This window comes from Gymnodinialimonas ulvae (assembly GCF_037543845.1).
GTDB lineage: Bacteria > Pseudomonadota > Alphaproteobacteria > Rhodobacterales > Rhodobacteraceae > Gymnodinialimonas > Gymnodinialimonas ulvae.
In genome coordinates this window covers 421,677-440,221 of the sequence record NZ_JBBIFX010000002.1, presented here as the reverse complement: position 1 = coordinate 440,221, position 18,545 = coordinate 421,677, and the positions used below count along the sequence as shown (strand labels likewise).

Annotated in this window: 16 protein-coding genes; 13 read left to right on the top strand and 3 right to left on the bottom strand. The window is 64.8% G+C overall.

Annotated features, from left to right (window positions below; translation table 11 throughout):
• Positions 1-190: 190 nt before the first annotated feature.
• The 9 genes from V8J83_RS11980 to V8J83_RS11940 all read left to right on the top strand — a co-directional run bounded on the left by V8J83_RS11980 (position 191) and on the right by V8J83_RS11940 (position 11,086).
• Positions 191-1,786: a heparinase II/III family protein gene (locus V8J83_RS11980; protein ID WP_339986603.1), complete on the top strand. Its 1,596-nt coding sequence runs from the start codon at positions 191-193 to the stop codon at positions 1,784-1,786.
• Positions 1,787-1,809: 23 nt separating this feature from the next.
• Entirely contained in the window at positions 1,810-3,396 is a 1,587-nt protein-coding gene (gene purH / locus V8J83_RS11975) for a bifunctional phosphoribosylaminoimidazolecarboxamide formyltransferase/IMP cyclohydrolase (protein ID WP_339986600.1), read from the top strand.
• 12 nt (positions 3,397-3,408) lie between these two features.
• Positions 3,409-3,753, top strand: a complete 345-nt coding sequence (locus tag V8J83_RS11970) for a hypothetical protein (protein ID WP_339986597.1) — start codon at positions 3,409-3,411, stop codon at positions 3,751-3,753.
• A 49-nt stretch (positions 3,754-3,802) separates the two neighbouring features.
• On the top strand, positions 3,803-4,276 hold the full coding sequence (gene lspA, locus V8J83_RS11965) for a signal peptidase II (protein ID WP_339986595.1): 474 nt from the start codon (positions 3,803-3,805) through the stop codon (positions 4,274-4,276).
• A gap of 57 nt (positions 4,277-4,333) precedes the next feature.
• Positions 4,334-4,834, top strand: coding sequence for a DUF3035 domain-containing protein (locus V8J83_RS11960; RefSeq protein ID WP_339986592.1), 501 nt, complete (start codon positions 4,334-4,336; stop codon positions 4,832-4,834).
• 131 nt (positions 4,835-4,965) lie between these two features.
• Positions 4,966-6,324, top strand: coding sequence for a M16 family metallopeptidase (locus tag V8J83_RS11955; protein ID WP_339986590.1), 1,359 nt, complete (start codon positions 4,966-4,968; stop codon positions 6,322-6,324).
• Positions 6,321-7,700, top strand: a complete 1,380-nt coding sequence (locus tag V8J83_RS11950) for a M16 family metallopeptidase (protein ID WP_339986588.1) — start codon at positions 6,321-6,323, stop codon at positions 7,698-7,700. Before V8J83_RS11955 ends, V8J83_RS11950 begins: the two co-directional genes overlap by 4 nt.
• 56 nt (positions 7,701-7,756) lie before the next feature.
• Positions 7,757-9,595: a DNA mismatch repair endonuclease MutL gene (gene mutL / locus V8J83_RS11945; RefSeq protein WP_339986584.1), complete on the top strand. Its 1,839-nt coding sequence runs from the start codon at positions 7,757-7,759 to the stop codon at positions 9,593-9,595.
• A 3-nt stretch (positions 9,596-9,598) separates the two neighbouring features.
• Positions 9,599-11,086 carry a DNA recombination protein RmuC gene (locus tag V8J83_RS11940; protein WP_339986582.1) on the top strand — a complete coding sequence of 496 codons (1,488 nt, stop codon included), beginning with the start codon at positions 9,599-9,601 and terminating at the stop codon, positions 11,084-11,086.
• Between the two features lie 15 nt (positions 11,087-11,101).
• Here V8J83_RS11940 and V8J83_RS11935 read toward each other — a convergent pair whose 3' ends face one another.
• Positions 11,102-11,572, bottom strand: a complete 471-nt coding sequence (locus V8J83_RS11935) for a free L-methionine (R)-S-oxide reductase MsrC (protein ID WP_339986578.1) — start codon at positions 11,570-11,572, stop codon at positions 11,102-11,104.
• A 15-nt stretch (positions 11,573-11,587) separates the two neighbouring features.
• Positions 11,588-12,760 (bottom strand): thiolase family protein, encoded by a 1,173-nt coding sequence (locus tag V8J83_RS11930; protein WP_339986576.1) that lies wholly within the window; start codon positions 12,758-12,760, stop codon positions 11,588-11,590.
• An 89-nt stretch (positions 12,761-12,849) separates the two neighbouring features.
• On the opposite strand from V8J83_RS11930, the gene V8J83_RS11925 reads away from it, so the two are divergent.
• The 3 genes from V8J83_RS11925 to V8J83_RS11915 all read left to right on the top strand — a co-directional run bounded on the left by V8J83_RS11925 (position 12,850) and on the right by V8J83_RS11915 (position 15,571).
• Positions 12,850-13,200, top strand: a complete 351-nt coding sequence (locus V8J83_RS11925; RefSeq protein WP_339986574.1) for an STAS domain-containing protein — start codon at positions 12,850-12,852, stop codon at positions 13,198-13,200.
• 45 nt (positions 13,201-13,245) lie between these two features.
• A complete protein-coding gene (locus V8J83_RS11920) occupies positions 13,246-13,683 on the top strand; it encodes an ATP-binding protein (RefSeq protein WP_339986573.1) in 438 nt (145 codons plus the stop codon).
• Between the two features lie 319 nt (positions 13,684-14,002).
• Positions 14,003-15,571, top strand: coding sequence for a gamma-glutamyltransferase family protein (locus V8J83_RS11915; protein WP_339986572.1), 1,569 nt, complete (start codon positions 14,003-14,005; stop codon positions 15,569-15,571).
• Between the two features lie 21 nt (positions 15,572-15,592).
• On the opposite strand, the gene V8J83_RS11910 is transcribed toward V8J83_RS11915, so the two are convergent.
• Positions 15,593-17,887 (bottom strand): transglycosylase domain-containing protein, encoded by a 2,295-nt coding sequence (locus V8J83_RS11910; RefSeq protein WP_339986571.1) that lies wholly within the window; start codon positions 17,885-17,887, stop codon positions 15,593-15,595.
• A 307-nt stretch (positions 17,888-18,194) separates the two neighbouring features.
• On the opposite strand from V8J83_RS11910, the gene V8J83_RS11905 reads away from it, so the two are divergent.
• Positions 18,195-18,533, top strand: a complete 339-nt coding sequence (locus V8J83_RS11905) for a P-II family nitrogen regulator (protein WP_339986570.1) — start codon at positions 18,195-18,197, stop codon at positions 18,531-18,533.
• The last annotated feature ends 12 nt before the right edge of the window (positions 18,534-18,545 follow it).

The following is an 18,545-nucleotide window of genomic DNA, read 5'->3' as shown; positions in this document are numbered from 1 at the left end:
GGATTTCGACACCCTATCCTCCGCCGCACCCCAACACGCTGAGCCGCACCTGATGTCCGAGCCGCATTCCCCGTCCCCCGGCAGACCCCGCCTCCGCCAAGCCTATCGGTGGTCCGCTTGGCGCGCGGGGTTCGGGCCGCAAATACGGGGCTTTCTGTGGCGCCCGGAGCCGCGATTTCCCGGCGTCGCGGTGCGCGGGCGGCAATATCTTGCGGGCAATTACCGGCTTGGCGGCGCGCTCGTCGAGGCTCCCGGTCAAAGCCCGTGGGACATCGCCTGTCCCAGCGACGCGTTCGAGGCGGCTCTGCACGGCTTCGATTGGCTCGATGATCTGGCCGCACTGCCCGATGGCGGCGGGCGGGCCACGGCGCAGGCCTGGCTGTCGGATTGGCTGACGCGCTACGGTGCCGGCAAGGGGCCGGGCTGGACCCCTGATCTGACCGGTCGGCGACAGATCCGCTGGATCAGTCAGGCCCCGACCCTGACACAAGCCCAGGACACTGCCGAGACCGCCGCCTTCTTTGCCGCCCTGTCGCGACAGACGCATTTCCTGGCCCGCACCTGGCACAAAAGCTCCGGCGGTTTGCCCCGTTTCGAGGCGCTGACCGGGCTGATCTATTCGGCCTGCGCCTTGATCGGGATGGAAACTCTGCTCGACCCCGCGCTGCAGGGTCTGGCGCAGGAATGCACCCGCAACGTCGATGCACAGGGCGGCATCATCACCCGTAACCCCGAGGAATTGCTGGAGGTTTTCGTACTGCTCACCTGGGCCGCGCAGATCCTGCAGGAAACCGGCAAACGACCCGATCCGGCCATCGACACCGCCATCATGCGCATCGCCCCGACCCTGCGCGCGATCCGTCACGCCGATGGCGGGCTGGTGCGCGCCCATGGCGGCGGGCGCGGTGAGGCCGCGCGTTTGACCGGGGCACTGATCCAATCCGGCGTGCGACCCTCGCGCATGAAGGGCCTCGCGATGGGCTATGCGCGCATGGCGTCGGGCCGCGTCACCGTGATCACCGATGCCGCGCCGCCGATGATTGGCCCGGCCTCAACAAACGCCCACGCAGGCACCCTCGCGTTCGAGATGACATCGGCCAACCATCCGCTGATCGTCAACGCAGGATCGGGCGCGGCCTTCGGGCCCGATTGGCGCCGCGCAGGTCGCGCCACGCTCAGCCATTCGACCGTCTCGCTGCAGGGCTATTCCTCATCGCGGTTTTCCCCCAACGCCCGCAACACGCCGCCCGAACGCCTGGGCTTTGCGCAGGGCCCCTCGGATGTATCGGTGCAATGGTCCGAAATCGCCAATGGCGAGGGTGTGACGCTCTCTCATGACGGATGGCGGCGCACCCATGGGTTGGTGCATCTGCGCTCGCTCACGCTTGAAGATCACGGCAACCTGCTGCGCGGCGAAGACGGGCTGGCCGCGCTCGACATCAAGGGGCGCGAGACCCTGCAATCGATCAACCGTACCCTGCCGCCCGACGTCGGCCTGCGCTTTGCGGCGCGGTTCCACTTGCATCCGGATGTGATCGTGGAGCTGGACCTTGGCGGCGCGGCCATCTCGCTGACCCTGCCCAACGAAGAAGTCTGGGTGTTCCGCCATGGCGGCGAGGGTGAGATGTCGATCCTGCCCTCGGTCTACTTCGACGCTGCCCGCCTGAAACCCCGCGCGACAAAACAGATCGTTTTATCCAATCGCGTCCAGGGGTATGGGGCTGCCGTGTCCTGGTCGATCGCGCGGCCCTCCGCGCTGTTGCCTGCCCCTGACCTGCCGTCCTAAGGCGGCCACCACATGAGGTGCCCATGCAAGACCCCGCCCCGCTGACCCGCGCATTGTTGTCTGTTTCCGACAAGACCGGCCTTCTCGAATTCGCGCAGGCCTTGGCGGATCGCGGCGTCGCCTTGCTCAGCACCGGTGGCACGGCAAAGGCGCTGCGGGATGCGGGCCTCGCGGTGACGGATGTCGCCGAGGTCACCGGCTTTCCCGAGATGATGGACGGGCGCGTGAAAACGCTGCATCCGATGATCCACGGCGGCTTGCTCGCGTTGCGCGACAATCCCGATCACGTCGCGGCGATGGAGACCCATGGGATCGGCGCAATCGACCTGTTGGTTGTGAATCTTTATCCGTTCGAGGCGACCGTTTCGGCGGGCGCGGATTATGATACCTGCATCGAGAACATCGACATCGGCGGCCCCGCGATGATCCGGGCGGCGGCCAAGAACCATGGCGCGGTCACGGTGCTGACAACGCCCGGCCAATATCCCGGCCTTCTGGACGAGCTCGACAAGGCCAATGGCACCACCTTCGCGTTTCGGCAGCGCATGGCGCAGGCCGCCTATGCGCGTACCGCGGCCTATGATGCGGCGGTGTCGAACTGGATGGCGGGCGCCGCCGAGATCGAAACACCGCCCCACCGCGCCTTCGCCGGCACCCTCGCACAAGAGATGCGCTACGGCGAAAACCCGCACCAATCCGCCGCCTTCTACGTCGATGGCACCGGCCGGCCCGGAGTCGCGACCGCCACGCAGCATCAGGGCAAGGCGCTGAGCTACAACAACATCAATGATACCGATGCGGCGTTTGAACTGGTCGCGGAATTTCCGCCCTCTGACGGGCCCGCGGTGGCGATCATCAAGCACGCCAACCCCTGCGGCGTGGCGCGCGGCGACACAATGGTAGAAGCCTACCGCGCCGCCTTCGATTGCGACCGCACCAGCGCCTTTGGCGGTATCGTCGCGTTGAACCAGACGCTCGATGGCGCCACCGCCGAGGAGATCGTGGGCATCTTCACCGAAGTGGTCATTGCCCCCGACGCCGATGACGACGCCAAGGCCGTGTTCGCGGCCAAGAAGAACCTGCGCCTTCTGACGACCGGCGGCCTGCCCAACCCCAAGACGCGCGTGACCGCCTACAAGCAAGTGGCAGGCGGGCTTCTGGTGCAAGACAAGGACATCGGCCGTATCGACCCCGCCGCCTTGAAGATCGTCTCCAGGCGGGAGCCGACGGGGCAGGAGATGCTGGATCTGCGTTTTGCCTGGACGGTGGCCAAACACGTCAAATCCAACGCCATCATCTACGCCAAGAACGCCGCCACGGTTGGCATCGGCGCGGGCCAGATGAGCCGCGTCGACAGCTCGACCATCGCTGCGCTCAAGGCCGCGCGGATGGGGGCTGACATCGGCCTGCCCGACACGCCCGCCAAGGGCTCCGTCGTGGCTTCGGACGCATTTTTTCCCTTTGCCGACGGCCTTCTGGCCGCCGCCGAGGCGGGCGCGACCGCCGTGATCCAGCCCGGGGGCTCGATGCGCGATGACGAGGTGATCGCCGCCGCCGACGACGCGGGCCTTGCCATGGTGTTCACCGGCATGCGCCACTTCCGGCACTGAAAGGATACGCAGATGCGCTTCGCCCTCCCCATATCCCTTGCGGCCCTTCTGATCGCTGGCCCGGCCCTTGCCGATGGCAGACTTGCGATCACGGGCCTGGAAGAGGTCGCCGCCGCGTCCTGCGGGCATACGGCGGCAACGCTTGACCCCGATGGTCTGGCCGCCGCACTTGACGCGGCTGGTGGGGAGGCCATGGGCCTGCGTAATGCCGACACCATCATCGGCATAATTTACGAAAGCGATCCACCGGGCGGCGCGCGCATGTGGGCCTCCACCACGGCGGGCCGGGGCGGTTGCACGACCCTGATCCGCATCCTCAGTCAACCCGCTGAAGCCACCTTGGCCGAGGTGCAATAAGACGAGAAACGCCCTATCTGACACCGAACGCACAACCGAAAGGTCCCCCATGCGGCTCGTTTTCTTCAGCGCGGCAATTTGGTTCGCCCTCGATCAGGGGTCGAAATACGGCGTGCTTTACGGCCTGAATCTGATCGAACGCTGGCATATCGAGGTGATGCCGCCACTTCTGAACTTCCACCTGGGCTGGAACACGGGCATCAACTTCGGCCTCTTCGGCGGCGGGCCTGAGATCATGCGCTGGGTTCTGATCGGTATCGCGGCGGTGATCGTGGGATGGCTCCTGTACTGGGCCAAGACCGGGCTGACCCGCCCAATCGCCCTCATCGCGGCGGGTGCCGTGATTGGCGGTGCGCTTGGCAATTCGCTGGACCGGACGATCCACGGCGCGGTGATCGACTTTCTCAACATGTCGTGCTGCGGGATCTCCAACCCCTTTGCGTTCAATGTCGCCGATGTGGGCATCTTCGCGGGGGCCTTTGGTCTGATCTTCTTTGCGGATTCCCGCGCAGAGACGGCCTGATACCGCGTGACGCCCAACCCAAGTTGCGCTAAACCACGCGGGCAAGGAGAGGTTTGGATGCCGATGCACCGTACAGTTTTGGGAATGACACTCGCCGTTCTGGCGCTGTCGGCCTGCAGTGGCGGGGTGCCGACACTGATGAACCTGCGCAACACGGAATCGGGCCCTGACGAGTTCAGCGTCGTCCCAACGCGCGAGCTTGAACTGCCCACCTCGGGTGAGCTTCCCGCGCCCACGCCGGGCGGTTTCAACCGCGCCGATCCGACCCCCGAAGCCGATGCCATCGCGGCGCTTGGCGGCAACATCAACGCCGCGCCGACGGCCGATAGCCTTGTGGCCTACGCCTCCCGGTTCGGCGTCAGCGGCAACATCCGCGGCACGCTTCTGGCCGAGGACGAAGACTTCCGCCGCCGCAACGACGGGCGCGTGCTGGAACGGTTGTTCCGCAACAACGTCTACTTCGATGCCTACCGCGATCAGTCCCTTGACCAATACGCGGAGCTTGAGCGTCTGCGCAGGCAGGGAGTCCAGACCCCGACCGCCCCCCCGGCCCGCTAAGCCCCGTTTTTACGACCCTCCCGCGCTGGCCCGCCATCAGGCCTTTTCATAACGTCTGCGTCATGGCGGTTGATGCGGCCCGGCTTTCCCATACATTCCCTTCAACTGACCCAAAGCCGGAGACTGCCCCCATGTTCCGACGCCTTGGCCTGGCTCTTGCTACGGCTCTCGCTCCCCTGTCTGCCCAGGCAACAGGCGAGATCACCGATTTCACCCTCGACAACGGCCTGCAGGTCGTCGTGGTGGAAGACCACCGGTCCCCCTCCGTGACGCATATGATCTGGTATCGCGCGGGAGCGGCGGACGAATTGCCCGGACAGGGCGGCGTCGCGCATTTGCTGGAACATCTGATGTTCAACGGCACCGACGAATTGGCGCCCGGTGAGTTTTCCGAAACCGTGGAGGCCAATGGCGGCTCGGACAATGCGTTCACGTCGTGGGATTACACCGCCTATCATCAGACCGTGGCCGCCGATCGGCTTGGCCTGATGATGCAGATGGAAGCGGACCGGATGCGCGATCTGGTGCTGGTGCCCGAGGAGGTTGTGACCGAAATCTCCGTGGTGCTCGAAGAACGGGCGCAGCGCACGGATGGCTCGCCCGGTGCGTTGTTCAACGAACAGATGTCGGCGGCGTTCTATCGCAACCATCCCTACATGCGCCCGATTATCGGCTGGCGGCATGAGATCATGGACCTCAACATCGACATGCTGCAGGATTGGTACGACCTGCATTATCACCCCAACAATGCGATTTTGGTTGTCTCGGGCGCTGTGACCCCGGAAGAAGTCCGCGCGCTGGCCGAAGAACATTACGGCCCGATCCCCGCGAACCCCGATATCGCCTCCGAAGAGGCCCGCGTGCGCCCCTCCGAGCCGCCGCAAAACGCGCTGCGTCGCGTGACCTACGAAGATCCGCGCGTCGCCAACCCCTACATGTCGATGCTGTTTCCGGTCGATGACACGATGGTCAATGACGTCCGCTCCGCCGCGACGATGGAGTTGCTGCGCGCCGTGTTGAGCGACAGCGATTTCACCTCTGTCTTCGCCCGCGAATTGCAGATCGAAAACGAAGTGTCGCTGTTCGCCGCCGCCTACTACAACGCAACCAGCCTCGATCATCGGCCCTTCACGCTTCTCAACATGCCGGTGCCTGGCCGCAGTCTTGATCAGGCCGAGGCCGATATTCTGGGCGTCATCGACGACTTCCTCGCGGACGGCATTGACCAGGCCGCCTTCGACCGCATCCAGTTCCAGTGGCAGGCCAGCCAAATCTACGCCCAGGATGACGCCGCCGGGCAGGCGCGCAGCCTTGGCACCGCGCTGACCACCGGTTTCACCGTCGAAGACTGGGAAAGCTGGCTCGATATCACCGCGACGATCACCCCCGATGAGGTCATGGACATGGCCCGTGTGCTGTTCGCGCAAGAGCCCGCCGTGATCGGCCATATCACCCGCCCCGCCCCCGCAGATGAAGAGGTGTCGCAATGACCATCACCCGTTTCGTGATCCCGCTTCTGACCGCGTCGTTGCTCAGCGCGCCGGTCACGCTCCACGCCCAGGCCCAGACGCAGGCACAACCTGCCACCGAAGAGATGGCTCCGGTCGAGGCAATCATCGACATCCAGCATGTCGTGTCTCCCGGCGGAATCGAGGCCTGGCTCGTGCAGGACAATACGATCCCCTTCATGGCCATCGAGATGTGGTTTGATGGCGGCGGTTCGCTCGACCGACCCGGCGCGCGCGGCGCCACGAACCTGATGATGGCGCTGCTTGAAGAAGGCACCGCCGATATGGATGCGCAGGCCTTCGCCACCGCGCAGGAAGGCTTCGCGGCCAGCTTCGGCTTTGATACCTACCGCGATGAAGTCGCGATCAGCGCGCGCGTTCTGACCCAGAACCGCGCCGAGGCGCTGGCCCTGTTGCGCGAGGCCATGCTCGCCCCCTCGTTCGAACCCTCCGCGTTGGAGCGGGTCCGGCAGCAGGTGATCTCGGGCATTGAATTCGATCTCACCGATCCCGACACGATCTCGGGCCTGACCTTCAACGCCTTGGCCTATGGCGATCATCCCTATGCGACCAGCCTCGATGGCACCGTCGAAAGCGTCGCGGCGCTGACCCGCGATGACATCGTGGCCGCGCACCGCAGTGCTTTGGTCCGTGACCGGGTGTCCGTCGGGGTCGCCGGCGACATCACGCCCGAGGAATTGGGCCCGCTGCTCGACGATTTGCTCGGCGATCTGCCCGAGGCCGACCTGCCCCTTCCCGAACAGGCCACGTTTCAGGCGCCCGGCGGCATCGAAGTTGTGGACCTTGCCGTCCCGCAATCCTCTGTGCTCTTTGGCAATCAGGGGATCTCGCGGACAGACCCGGATTTCTTCCCCTATTTCGTGATGAACCAGATCCTCGGTGCGGGTGGGTATCGCTCCCGCCTCAATCAGGAAGTCCGCGAAGAGCGCGGCCTGACCTATGGCATCAGCACCTGGACCGCCCTGTCCGATTACATCGCGATGCATCAAGGCGCGTTCAGTTCGTCCAACGATCTGGTCGCGCAGGCCATCGAAGTGGTTCTGGCGGAATGGCAAGACCTGTCCGAGAACGGTGTCACGCCCGCGGAACTGGAGGCTGCGCAGCGCTACATGACCGGTGCCTATCCCCTGCGGTTCAGCGGCAACGCGTCCATCGCGGGCACCCTCGCCGCGATGCAGGCCGATGACATGCCCATCGACTACATCAACACCCGCAACGCCCGAGTGATGGAAGTCACGCTGGACGACATCCAGCGTGTAGCAGGGCGCGTGATCGACCCCGAGACCCTGCAATTCGTCGTGGTCGGTCAGCCCGAGGGACTTGAGCCGTCCAACTGATCCCTCGCACAGGGAATCGGTTCCAAGAGACCCGCGGTCATGCTATCCCTTGGGGCATGGCCGCCCCGAACCCCAACATAAGCGCAGATGACCGCAAGCCGGTGATCCGCCAACTCGACGACGCCGCGATCAATCGCATCGCGGCGGGCGAGGTTGTGGAACGGCCCGCCTCGGCGGTGAAGGAACTGGTCGAAAACGCCATCGACGCCGATGCCCGCCGCATCGTGATCGAGGTCGCGCAGGGCGGCAAAACCCTGATCCGCGTCACCGATGATGGCGTCGGCATGGAGGCCGAGGACCTGCCCCTGGCCCTGTCGCGCCACGCCACCTCCAAGATCGACGGCTCGGATTTGCTCAACATCCATTCCTTCGGCTTCCGGGGCGAGGCGTTGCCCTCGCTCGGCTCCGTCGGGCGGCTCTCGATCACCTCCCGGGCGTCCGACGCGGGCCACGTGATCCGTGTGGCGGGCGGCGATCACGATGCGGTCAAACCCGCCGCGCTGAACCGGGGCACTGTGGTCGAGCTGCGCGATTTGTTCTACGCCACGCCCGCGCGGTTGAAATTCCTCCGCTCCGACCGCGCCGAGATGCAGGCAATCACCGATGTCGTCAAACGCCTGGCCATGGCCGAACCCGCCGTGGGCTTCACGCTCAGGGACGTCACCGATGGCGAACGCCTGGTGTTCCGCGCCGATCCCGAAAGCGGCGACCTGTTCGACGCGTTGCGCGGACGGCTGACAACGATCCTGGGCCGCGCCTTCACCGAAAACGCGCTCGCCATCGACGCCGAACGCGAGGGCCTGCGCCTGACCGGTTACGCGGGCCTGCCGACCTATTCGCGTGGTTCCGCGGTGGCGCAGTTCCTCTTCGTCAACGGCCGTCCGGTGCGCGACAAACTGCTGACCGGGGCCCTGCGCGCCGCCTATATGGACGTGCTCAGCCGCGACCGGCACCCCGCGGCGGTACTGTTCATCGACTGCCCCCCTGAGCGGGTGGATGTGAACGTGCATCCAGCAAAATCCGAAGTGCGATTCCGCGAGCCCGGAATCGCGCGCGGCCTCATCGTGTCGGGCCTGCGTCATGCGTTGGCCGAGGCCGGGCACCGCGCCTCTTCGACCGTCGCAGACGCCACGATGCAGGCGTTTTCCGCGCGCCCCATCGGCGCCCCGCTTGGCGCACAGCCGACCTTGTCCGGCGCGCCGCGCGTGTATCAGATGGACCGCCCGTCGCAGGGCCGCATGGGCGGACTGGCGGAAGCTGCGCCGGATTGGGGCAACGCGCCCTCCGCGCGGGTCGAGGAACCGGTGATCGAAAGCGATGGCCCGCTTGGGGCCGCGCGCGCTCAGGTGCATGAGAATTACATCGTCGCCCAAACCCCCAACGGGATCGTTTTGGTGGATCAGCACGCGGCGCATGAACGGCTGGTCTACGAAAAGCTGAAGACGCAGATGGCGCAGCACGGCGTCGCCCGGCAGGCCCTGCTGATTCCCGAAATCATCACCCTCGGCCCCGAGGCGGACCGGCTGATAGATCACGCCACGGAATTAGAGCGCTTCGGCCTTGTGATCGAAGCGTTCGGCCCCGGCACCATTGCCGTGCGCGAGACCCCGGCCCTGCTTGGCGAGATCAACGCCGAGGCCCTTCTGCGCGACGTTCTGGATGAGCTCTCCGATCTTGGCGACAGCCAGACCCTGCAGGCGCGTGTTGAAGCGGTGCTAAGCCGGGTGGCCTGCCATGGCTCAATCCGCTCGGGTCGGCAGATGCGCGCCGACGAGATGAACGCGCTCTTGCGCGAGATGGAGGCGACGCCGCTCTCGGGCCAGTGCAACCACGGGCGGCCCACCTATGTGGAGCTGAAACTGAGCGATATCGAACGGCTGTTCGGGCGGAGCTGAACCATGGAAAATGCCCCTTTCTTCGCCTTTCTGGACGCCGTCGCGGCCCGTCTGCGCGCCGCAAGCCCGTTCGGCCCAGAGGTTGATCCGCTGCCCGCCTATTTCCTGTTGGTGCTGCTGGCCGCGCTGATCCTGTTCGTTGCATGGACGATCCGGGGCGCGCGGTTGCGCCGTGCCGCGCGCGATCTGACCAGCATGGAAGCGCTGCGCCGCGAGATGGCCGCGATGGAGGCTCGCGCAGAGCGTCTGCCGCAATTGGAACAAGCGCTCGGCGACACCCGCGACGAACGCGACGGCCTGCTTGGCGCGCTCAACCAGGCCGAGGCGCGGCTTGAGACGGAACAGGCGACGCACAAGGCCCGGCTGGAAGAGCTTCAAGGGTTGAATGAGACCCTGAAATCGCAGTTCAAGAACCTCGCCGGTGAGGTTTTGGAAGGCAATTCCAAGGCCTTTCTCGACCGTGTCACCGAACGTTTCGCCACCCATTCCGAGACCGCCAGGGCCGAATTGGACGCGCGGCAGAAGGCCATCGACGGCATGGTCAAACCGCTTAACGAGAAGCTCGGTGCCTTCGACACTGTCTTGCGCGACATGGAGAAATCCCGCACCGATGCCTATTCCGCGATCAAGACGCAGGTCAGCGAATTGAAACTGGGGCAATCGCAGTTGACCGGCGAGACGCGCAAACTGGTGCAGGCCCTGCGCGCGCCCAAAACGCGCGGGCGCTGGGGCGAGATGCAGCTGCGGCAGGTCTGCGAAATGGCAGGCATGTCAGAGCATGTGGATTTCGAAACCGAAGTCAGCCACCGCACCGATGACGGTCTGCAACGGCCCGATGCGATCGTGCGAATGCCCGGTGGCCGGTCATTGGTGATCGACGCGAAGACCTCGCTTGATGGGTATCTTGATGCGTTGGAGGCCGACACGCCCGAGGCGCGCGACATCGCCATCACTCGCCATGCGCGCCAGGTGGCCGACCACGTCCGCGCCCTCTCGTCCAAGCGCTACCACGACCTTTTGCAGAACACGCCCGATTTCGTCGTGATGTTCATCCCTGGCGACGTGTTCCTGTCTGCGGCGGTTGAGGCCGATCCGAACCTTATCGAACGGGCCATGGAAGCGCGCGTGGTCATCGCCACGCCCTCGACCCTGATTGCGCTGTTGCGCACCATCGCGTTCGGCTGGCAGCAGGAGGCGATTGCCGAGAACGCCATCACCATCCACCGCGAGGCGAAGGAGCTTTATGGCCGTCTCGCCACTTTCGCGGCCAATCTGCAAAAGGTCGGCACCGCGCTCAACCGCTCCGTGGACAGCTACAACAAGGCGATGGGTTCGCTGGAAGCGCGGGTCCTGCCCTCGGCGCGTAAGCTTGAGGCCATGCAGGTGGTGCAGGAGGCCTCCGACGATCTCAAGGATGCGCCCCGGGTCGAAGCCGTTCCACGGACCCTGACCGCTCCGGAATTGACCGTGGTGAATGGCGACGACGACTGACGCGCGCGCCGGTGCCTAACGCGCAAACGTATCCCGCAAGATCGCGGCAAGCTGCGCGGCATCTTCCTCGGTGAACGCGGCGGGCTGGTCGCTGTCGATATCCAGAACTGCGATGATCTCTCCCGCTCCGTCATGCACTGGCAACACGATTTCCGAACGTGTCGACGACGCGCAGGCGATATGCCCCGGAAACGCCTCCACATCCGCGACCAGCTGCACTTCGCCCGTGCGCGCCGCCGCCCCGCAAACGCCTTTTTCGAAGGGGATTTGCAAACAACCATGCCCGCCTTGATAGGGCCCGATCTTCAAAAGCCCCGGCTCCGTCACCCGATAGAACCCGGTCCAGTCGAACCGGTCATCGGCATGGTGAAGCTCAGAGGCAAGTGTGGCCATCAGGGCAACGTGATCGGTTTCGCCTTCGGTCAACGAGGCGATGATCTTGGCGAGATCAGCGTAGTCTGCACGTTTGGGATTTTGCATTTTCATGGAACAAAGATGGGCTCAGTTGCGCTCGATCGCGATGGCGGTGCCTTCTCCGCCGCCGATGCAGATGGCCGCGATCCCGCGTTTCAGGCCACGTGCCTCAAGGGCATGGAGCAGCGTCACCATGATCCGCGCACCGGACGCGCCGATCGGGTGGCCAAGCGCGCAGGCCCCGCCGTTCACGTTTACCTTGTCGCGGGGGATGTTCATCTCGTGCATGAAGGCCATCGGCACCACAGCGAAGGCTTCGTTGACCTCCCACAGGTCCACGTCGTCCGTCGTCCATCCCAACCGGTCGAGCAGTTTTTGCGCCGCGGGCACCGGCGCCGTCGGGAACAACGCGGGCGCCTGCGCGTGGGACGCATGGCCCAGAACGCGGGCGCGGATCGGCAGACCTTGCGCTTCGGCCGCCTCGGCGCGTGCCAGAACCAGCGCCGCCGCGCCGTCCGAGATTGACGAGGAATTGGCCGCCGTGACCGTGCCGCCCTCGCGGAACGCGGGCTTGAGATGCGGGATCTTGTCGGGGCGCGCATTGCCGGGCTGCTCGTCGGTCGCGACATCCGCGCGCGCGGCCCGCGTCGTCACCGTCACGGGCGTCACCTCCGCGTCGAACGCGCCCTCCTTGATCGCGTTCAGCGCGTTCTCCAACGATTGCAGCGCATAGGCATCCTGCGCGTCACGGGTGAACTGAAACGCCTCCGCGCAATCTTCCGCAAACGTACCCATCAGACGGCCCTTGTCATAGGCGTCTTCCAGTCCGTCGAGGAACATATGATCCAGCGTTTTCTGGTGTCCGATCCGCGCCCCACCCCGCATCGCGGGCACCAAATAGGGCGCGTTTGTCATTGATTCCATGCCCCCCGCAACAATCACATCCGCCTGACCAAGCGCCAGTGCATCATGCGCCATCATCGCCGCTTTCATGCCCGATCCACACATCTTGTTGAGCGTTGTCGCCGGCACACTGTCATCGAGGCCCGCGTGAAACCCGGCCTGTCGCGCGGGGGCCTGTCCTTGCCCTGCGGGCAAGACGCATCCCATGAGGACCTCGTCGACACGAGGCCCGCCCGCGCCCTGCAACGCCGCGCGCATGGCCGCGCCGCCCAGTTCAGACGCCGCTAGCGGCGAGAGGCTGCCCTGAAACCCGCCCATCGGCGTGCGCGCCGCCCCGGTGATGACAACTTGATTCATCTTTCCGAATTTCCCCCGGATGCTGACAACGAATTTGTAAGACTTGGCTCCTAGCCTCCCCAACAAATCGCTTTGTTGGAGAAAACGCCATGCCTCTCACGTCCAGTGACCACGATCACGCACAGGTTGTCCATGTTGAGGACAGCCGCCTTGATGCAAGTATCGCGATTCAGTTCAAGGAAGACTTTCGCAACCTGACGGATGGCGATGCGGATGTGATCCTCGATATGTCGCAAGTCGAGTTCCTCGATTCCAGCGGCCTTGGCTCGATCGTTGCCGTCTATAAGGCAATGGGACCGAATCGAGCCATGGCGCTTGCCGGGCTTCAACCCGCCGTCGAAAAGGTCATGATGCTGACCCGGATGAATACCGTCTTCGCGATCTTCCCGACGTTGGGGGATGCGCTCTCCGCCGCCGCCGCGCCGCACGCCGCCGAGTGATCAACACGCATCCAATCGGCAGATCACGTATGGGGAGGGGTCCGTTTGGCGCCGACTGAACATGTTTTCACCCTCACCTCCGAGGTGGAGGAAGTGCGCAGCACCCTTGAAGGGGTCCGGCAAAGCATCGACGACACTCCTGCCTTTGCGGAGATTGGGGATGTCGCTCAGATCATTCTGGGCGAGGTTCTCAATAACATTGTGGAACATGCCTATCAGTTCGAAGCCGGTCACCCGGTCGAACTGATTCTGGCCTTCCGTGATATGACCCTGGACGTCAGGGTCACGGATCACGGCATCACCATGCCCGAAGGAAGCCCACCAAACGGCGGCATGCCTGCGCTGGACGAGGACGGTCGTGACGCCTTGCCCGAAGGTGGCTTCGGATGGGCCATGATCCACGCGTTGACCACAGGGCTGAGCTATTCCCGGGACGGCGATTGCAATCTGTTGGCCTTTTCGATTCCGATTCCCGCATCTTGAATGGCGGCTCTGTACCGGGATCGCACGGTACAACAAGTTCGGCAGAAACCTTTGCATTGTTCAGAAATTGGAGCGTTTTGACACGACAATGCCTTGTTTCGATCAAACGCCCGCCCCCAACGCCGACGATACAGAGAGGGTAGCTGCAGAGGCTTCCCTCGACGTCGCGTGTCAAAGCCCCCACCCAGTGCGTGGCGTCGAGGTCCTCTGCGGCGACAACCTTCCCGAAATAAAATCGCCTGACACACCGCGCGTCGATCGCACTTGCCATCACCGCCACCGCGCCTAGGGTTCCCCAGCTGACAAGAAGGGGAGCATCATGCGCGATTTTCACAAACCAGGCCGGTCGGCCGTTTTCGCCGATCAAGGGATGTGCGCCACATCGCACCCCCTCGCCACGCAGACCGCCATCGCCCTGTTGCAAGCGGGCGGCAACGCGGTGGATGCCGCCATCGGCGCGGCAATCCTGCTCGGCTTTTGTGAACCGCAAAGCACCGGCATCGGCGGCGACATGTTCGCCCTCGTCTCGCAACCCGACGGCCAGATCATCGGCCTCAACGCGTCCGGCCGCGCCCCCGCCGGGATTGATGCCGACGCCCTTCGCGCCAAATACGACACCATGCCGCTTTATGACGTCGGCGCCGTCACCGTCCCCGGCGCCATCGACGGCTTCTGCCGCCTGCATGGCGATCACGGGCACCTGCCACTCGACCGCGTCCTCGCCCCCTCGATCCACTATGCCGACGCCGGTATCCCGGTCGCCCCGCGCGTTGCGTTCGACTACACCCAAAGCGCCGCACTCCTCTCCGGCCACGCCCGCAGCCTGTTCCTGAAAGACGACGCCCCCCTGCCGGTCGGCGCGCGTTTCGCCGCCCCAGGGCAGGCCGAGGTCCTGCGCCGTGTTGCCGCAGAAGGGCGCACCGGGTTCTACGAGGGCGAGGTCGCCGAGGATATGGTCGCCTCCCTCCGCGCGCTCGGCGGCAGCCACACGCTGGACGATTTCGCGGCAACGCAATGCACCTACGTCGAGCCGCTCCGCTCCAGATATCGCGGCGCGGAATTGCTTGAACTGCCGCCCAACGGGCAGGGCGCGACGGCGATGCTGATCCTCAACATGCTCGAAACGATGGACCCGCAGGACGACCCATTCAGCACCCAGCGCGCGCATCTGGAGGCCGAGGCCACCAAGCTCGGCTACGACGCCCGCGACCAGTTCATCGCCGATATGGATCACGTCACCCGCCTCGATCATATGCTGTCGAAGGGCACCGCAAAGGCCCTGGCGGACCTGATCAACCCCGACACGGCCATGCCCGACCCGCGCGCCGCCTCCGACAATGTCCACAAGGAGACGATCTACATCACCGTCGTCGACAAAGATCGGCGCGCCGTCAGCCTGATCTATTCGATCTTCCATTCCTTCGGCTCCGGCCTCGCGTCCGACACATTCGGTATCCTGTTCCAGAACCGCGGCGGCGGATTCACCCTCGAACAGGGGCACCCGAACGAAGTCGGCCCCGGCAAGCGTCCGATGCACACGATCATCCCCGGAATGCTGAAACTCGACGACGGATCGCTGATGCCCTTCGGCGTCATGGGCGGCGCGTATCAATCCGCGGGCCACGCGCGTTTCGTGTCGAATATCGTGGATTACGGCATGGGTCCGCAGGCTGCCATCGACGGCCCGCGCAGCTTTGCTGAGGCCGGGCATGTGAAGGTCGAACGCGGGTATGGGCAAGCGGTGCACGACGGGCTCGCCGCCAAGGGCCACAACGTGCAGATCCCCGAGACAGCGGTCGGTGGCGCGCAAGCCATCCGCATCCGGCCCGATGGCGTGCTTGAAGGCGGCAGCGACCCCCGCAAGGACGGCATCGCGCTGGGATACTGACCGCCGGGCGCACCGCCGCGCCTAGTTCGCGGCGGGCCCGAAGATCTGGTTCAACACCTCGTTGATCGCATTGCCCAGGTTGCCCTGACCCTGCGTATTGCCGATCGGAACCCGCGTCCCGCGCGGGGTCACCGGCCCCACAAGCCGCCCGCTTCCGTCCCGGACCAAACCGTAGTCATTCAACACTTGCGGTTGCTCGGCGGGCCGCGCTTCGGCGATTGGGTCGATCATAGGCAAGGGCCGCGCGGGTAGATCCGAGTGGATATTTTCCATTGCCTGCCGCCAGATCTCCGCGGGCAACCCGCCCCCGGTCACACCGCTGAGCGGGCGGTTATCATCATATCCCATCCACACACCGGCCACGTAATCCGCCGTGAACCCAACGAACCAGGCATCTCGCGCGCTGTTCGTCGTACCGGTTTTGCCAGCCGTAGGCCGATCCGACAGACCTGCCCGTCGCCCGGTGCCCGCCGCCGTGACCTGGCTCATCATGTAAGTGAGTTGCCGCGCCGAGCCTTCCGAAATCACACGTTCCTGGATACCTGTGCTTTGTTCGAACATCGGGGTGTCTTCCCCCAACAACCGTAGCTCCGTGAGGCCGAAGGGCCGCACCGCTGAGCCACCGTTCAGGATGCCCGCATAGGCCCCCGTCATCTCGATCAGGGTCGATTCCGACGCCCCCAGCGCCAGCGCCGGGCCCGCCGCCAGATCGCTCTCGATGCCGAATTGCGACGCCACCGTCCGCACCAGATCGCGGCCCACCTCTTCCGACAGGCGCACCGCGGTCGTGTTCAGCGAATCGCGCAGCGCATCGGTCAGCGTCACGGTCCCGGAATACCTGTTGGTGTAATTCTCAGGGCAATACGGCCCAGACCCCGGCACGTCGATGCACAGCTCCGCATCGAGCACCAGATCATCGAACCGGAACCCCAGATCCAGCGCGGTCGCGTAGACGAACGGTTTGAACGCCGATCCCGTCTGGCGGAACGCTTGCGTCGCGCGGTTGAACAAGCCCCCCCCGGCCAAATCGCGCCCGCCCACCATCGCGCGCACCGCGCCATCGGCGCTCATAACCACGATTGCAGTTTCCGCCTCGGACCCGTCGCGCACCTGATTGGCGAATACATTGGCCACCGCGGCCTCGGCCGCCGCCTGGATGTCGGGGTCGAACGTGGTGCGGATGATGACGTCTTCGGTGGTCTCGCCGGTCAGGAAATCAGGGCCGGATTGCATGATCCAATCGGCGAAATACCCGCCGGTGTCCTGCCCTGCGGCGGCCGACAAGGTCGCCGGGTTGGCCCGCGCGCGATCCGCTTCCGCAGCGCTCAGGTAGGATTGCTCTTCCATCAGACCAAGTACCAGATTGGCGCGTTCCTGGCTCCGTTGCAGGTTGTTGGTCGGCGCAAACCGCGTCGGCGCCACCAAGAGCCCCGCCAACATCGCGGCTTGCTGCGGGTTCACTTCGGTCGACGAGATGCCGAAATACCGCTGTGACGCGGCCTCGAACCCGCGTGCGCCCGCGCCCAGATAGGCCCGGTTCAGGTAGATCGAAAGGATTTCCGATTTGCTGTACCGCAGCTCCATCGCGAATGCGAAAACCATCTCCTGCGCCTTTCGCCAGAGGGTCGTGCGACGGCAATCGGCCTCATACGCGGCCTCGCTGTCCCATGTGTCCTGATCGAAGGGCACGCCAAGGCACATCAATTTCGCCGTCTGCTGCGTCAGGGTAGACCCGCCATGCCCGCGCAACGGCCCACGCCCTTCGCGCATGTTGATCCGGATCGCACTCGCGATTCCGCGCGGGCTGACGCCCAAATGCCGCCAGAACCGGCGATCCTCGGTCGCCACCACGGCGTTGACCAAATGCGGCGACGTGGTGTCGGGGTCGATCGCCCCGCCAAACTGCTCCCCGCGCCAGGCAAATACCTCGCCGTGCCGGTCCAACATCGTGACCGACCCACGCGCGCGGGCATCGACCAACGTGTCGGCATCGGGCAGCTGCGTGTAATAATAGCCAATCGCCATCGCGATCAGCAGCGTCACCACAACCGCACCGCGCCAGATCACGCGCCAGATCAATCCGAAAACAAACCGGAAGACCGCGCCGAAAAAGCCTGCGATGCCGCCGCGCCGCGGGGCCTTGCGGCGCGGTTGACGCCCGCCACCGCGTCCGCCGCTACCCGATCCACGACCCCCGCCGCCGCCCGAGGACGCGCGTTTCGACTTCGCAGGTCGTCTTGGGGCAGCCCGTTTCGGGGCTTGCGTGCCGCGACGGTCGGCAACCAACCGGCGTCTGCCATTTCCAGAAGGGCTCATTTGTGCCTCTTGCCTCATTCAGGGGCCCAATTGCGGCAAGTGCCGGGGCCTTCTTCATTTGGGGATGAAGATAGGCAAATTCGAGTCGCTTGCGAAGGGGGCAGAGCCAACAGGTGGATTTTCGTTTCGCACAAAAAATAGGCTTCTGCCTAAAAATGCGCAAAAATTTTGCAAATGCCTCTTCCGATGGCGTGGAATCCGCGCCGCATTCGTTGCTCTCGCCCCCCTCTCGGCCTGTCTTAACCCCACAGACGGCCCGGCCAGCAGGCCGTGGGGGACAGTTAACAACCGTGAGGGGTGGTAAAACGTGAAACTCATCATTGCAGCAATCAAACCGTTCAAGCTGGAGGAGGTCCGCGAAGCGCTGACCACCATCGGCGTGCGCGGCATGATGGTGACAGAGATCAAGGGCTTCGGCTCGCAATCCGGACACACCGAGATTTATCGCGGCGCCGAATATGCCGTGAATTTCGTGCCAAAGGTGAAACTGGAGATCGTTGTGGCCGCGTCCATGGCCGATCAGGTCGTGGAGACCATCCAGAACACCGCCAAGACCGACAAGATCGGCGACGGCAAGATTTTCGTCCTCGACGTGCAAAGCGCCGTGCGCGTGCGCACCGGCGAGACCAACGACGACGCGCTTTGACGCCAGCGTCCC

Excerpts from the sequence above, each read along its gene's own strand:
- purH (WP_339986600.1), top strand. The coding sequence starts at position 1,810 with ATGCAAGACCCCGCCCCGCTGACCCGCGCATTGTTGTCTGTTTCCGAC.
- V8J83_RS11970 (WP_339986597.1), top strand. The coding sequence starts at position 3,409 with ATGCGCTTCGCCCTCCCCATATCCCTTGCGGCCCTTCTGATCGCTGGC.
- lspA (WP_339986595.1), top strand. The coding sequence starts at position 3,803 with ATGCGGCTCGTTTTCTTCAGCGCGGCAATTTGGTTCGCCCTCGATCAG.
- V8J83_RS11960 (WP_339986592.1), top strand. The coding sequence starts at position 4,334 with ATGCCGATGCACCGTACAGTTTTGGGAATGACACTCGCCGTTCTGGCG.
- V8J83_RS11955 (WP_339986590.1), top strand. The coding sequence starts at position 4,966 with ATGTTCCGACGCCTTGGCCTGGCTCTTGCTACGGCTCTCGCTCCCCTG.
- V8J83_RS11950 (WP_339986588.1), top strand. The coding sequence starts at position 6,321 with ATGACCATCACCCGTTTCGTGATCCCGCTTCTGACCGCGTCGTTGCTC.
- mutL (WP_339986584.1), top strand. The coding sequence starts at position 7,757 with ATGGCCGCCCCGAACCCCAACATAAGCGCAGATGACCGCAAGCCGGTG.
- V8J83_RS11940 (WP_339986582.1), top strand. The coding sequence starts at position 9,599 with ATGGAAAATGCCCCTTTCTTCGCCTTTCTGGACGCCGTCGCGGCCCGT.
- V8J83_RS11935 (WP_339986578.1), bottom strand. The coding sequence starts at position 11,572 with ATGAAAATGCAAAATCCCAAACGTGCAGACTACGCTGATCTCGCCAAG.
- V8J83_RS11930 (WP_339986576.1), bottom strand. The coding sequence starts at position 12,760 with ATGAATCAAGTTGTCATCACCGGGGCGGCGCGCACGCCGATGGGCGGG.
- V8J83_RS11925 (WP_339986574.1), top strand. The coding sequence starts at position 12,850 with ATGCCTCTCACGTCCAGTGACCACGATCACGCACAGGTTGTCCATGTT.
- V8J83_RS11915 (WP_339986572.1), top strand. The coding sequence starts at position 14,003 with ATGCGCGATTTTCACAAACCAGGCCGGTCGGCCGTTTTCGCCGATCAA.
- V8J83_RS11910 (WP_339986571.1), bottom strand. The coding sequence starts at position 17,887 with ATGAGCCCTTCTGGAAATGGCAGACGCCGGTTGGTTGCCGACCGTCGC.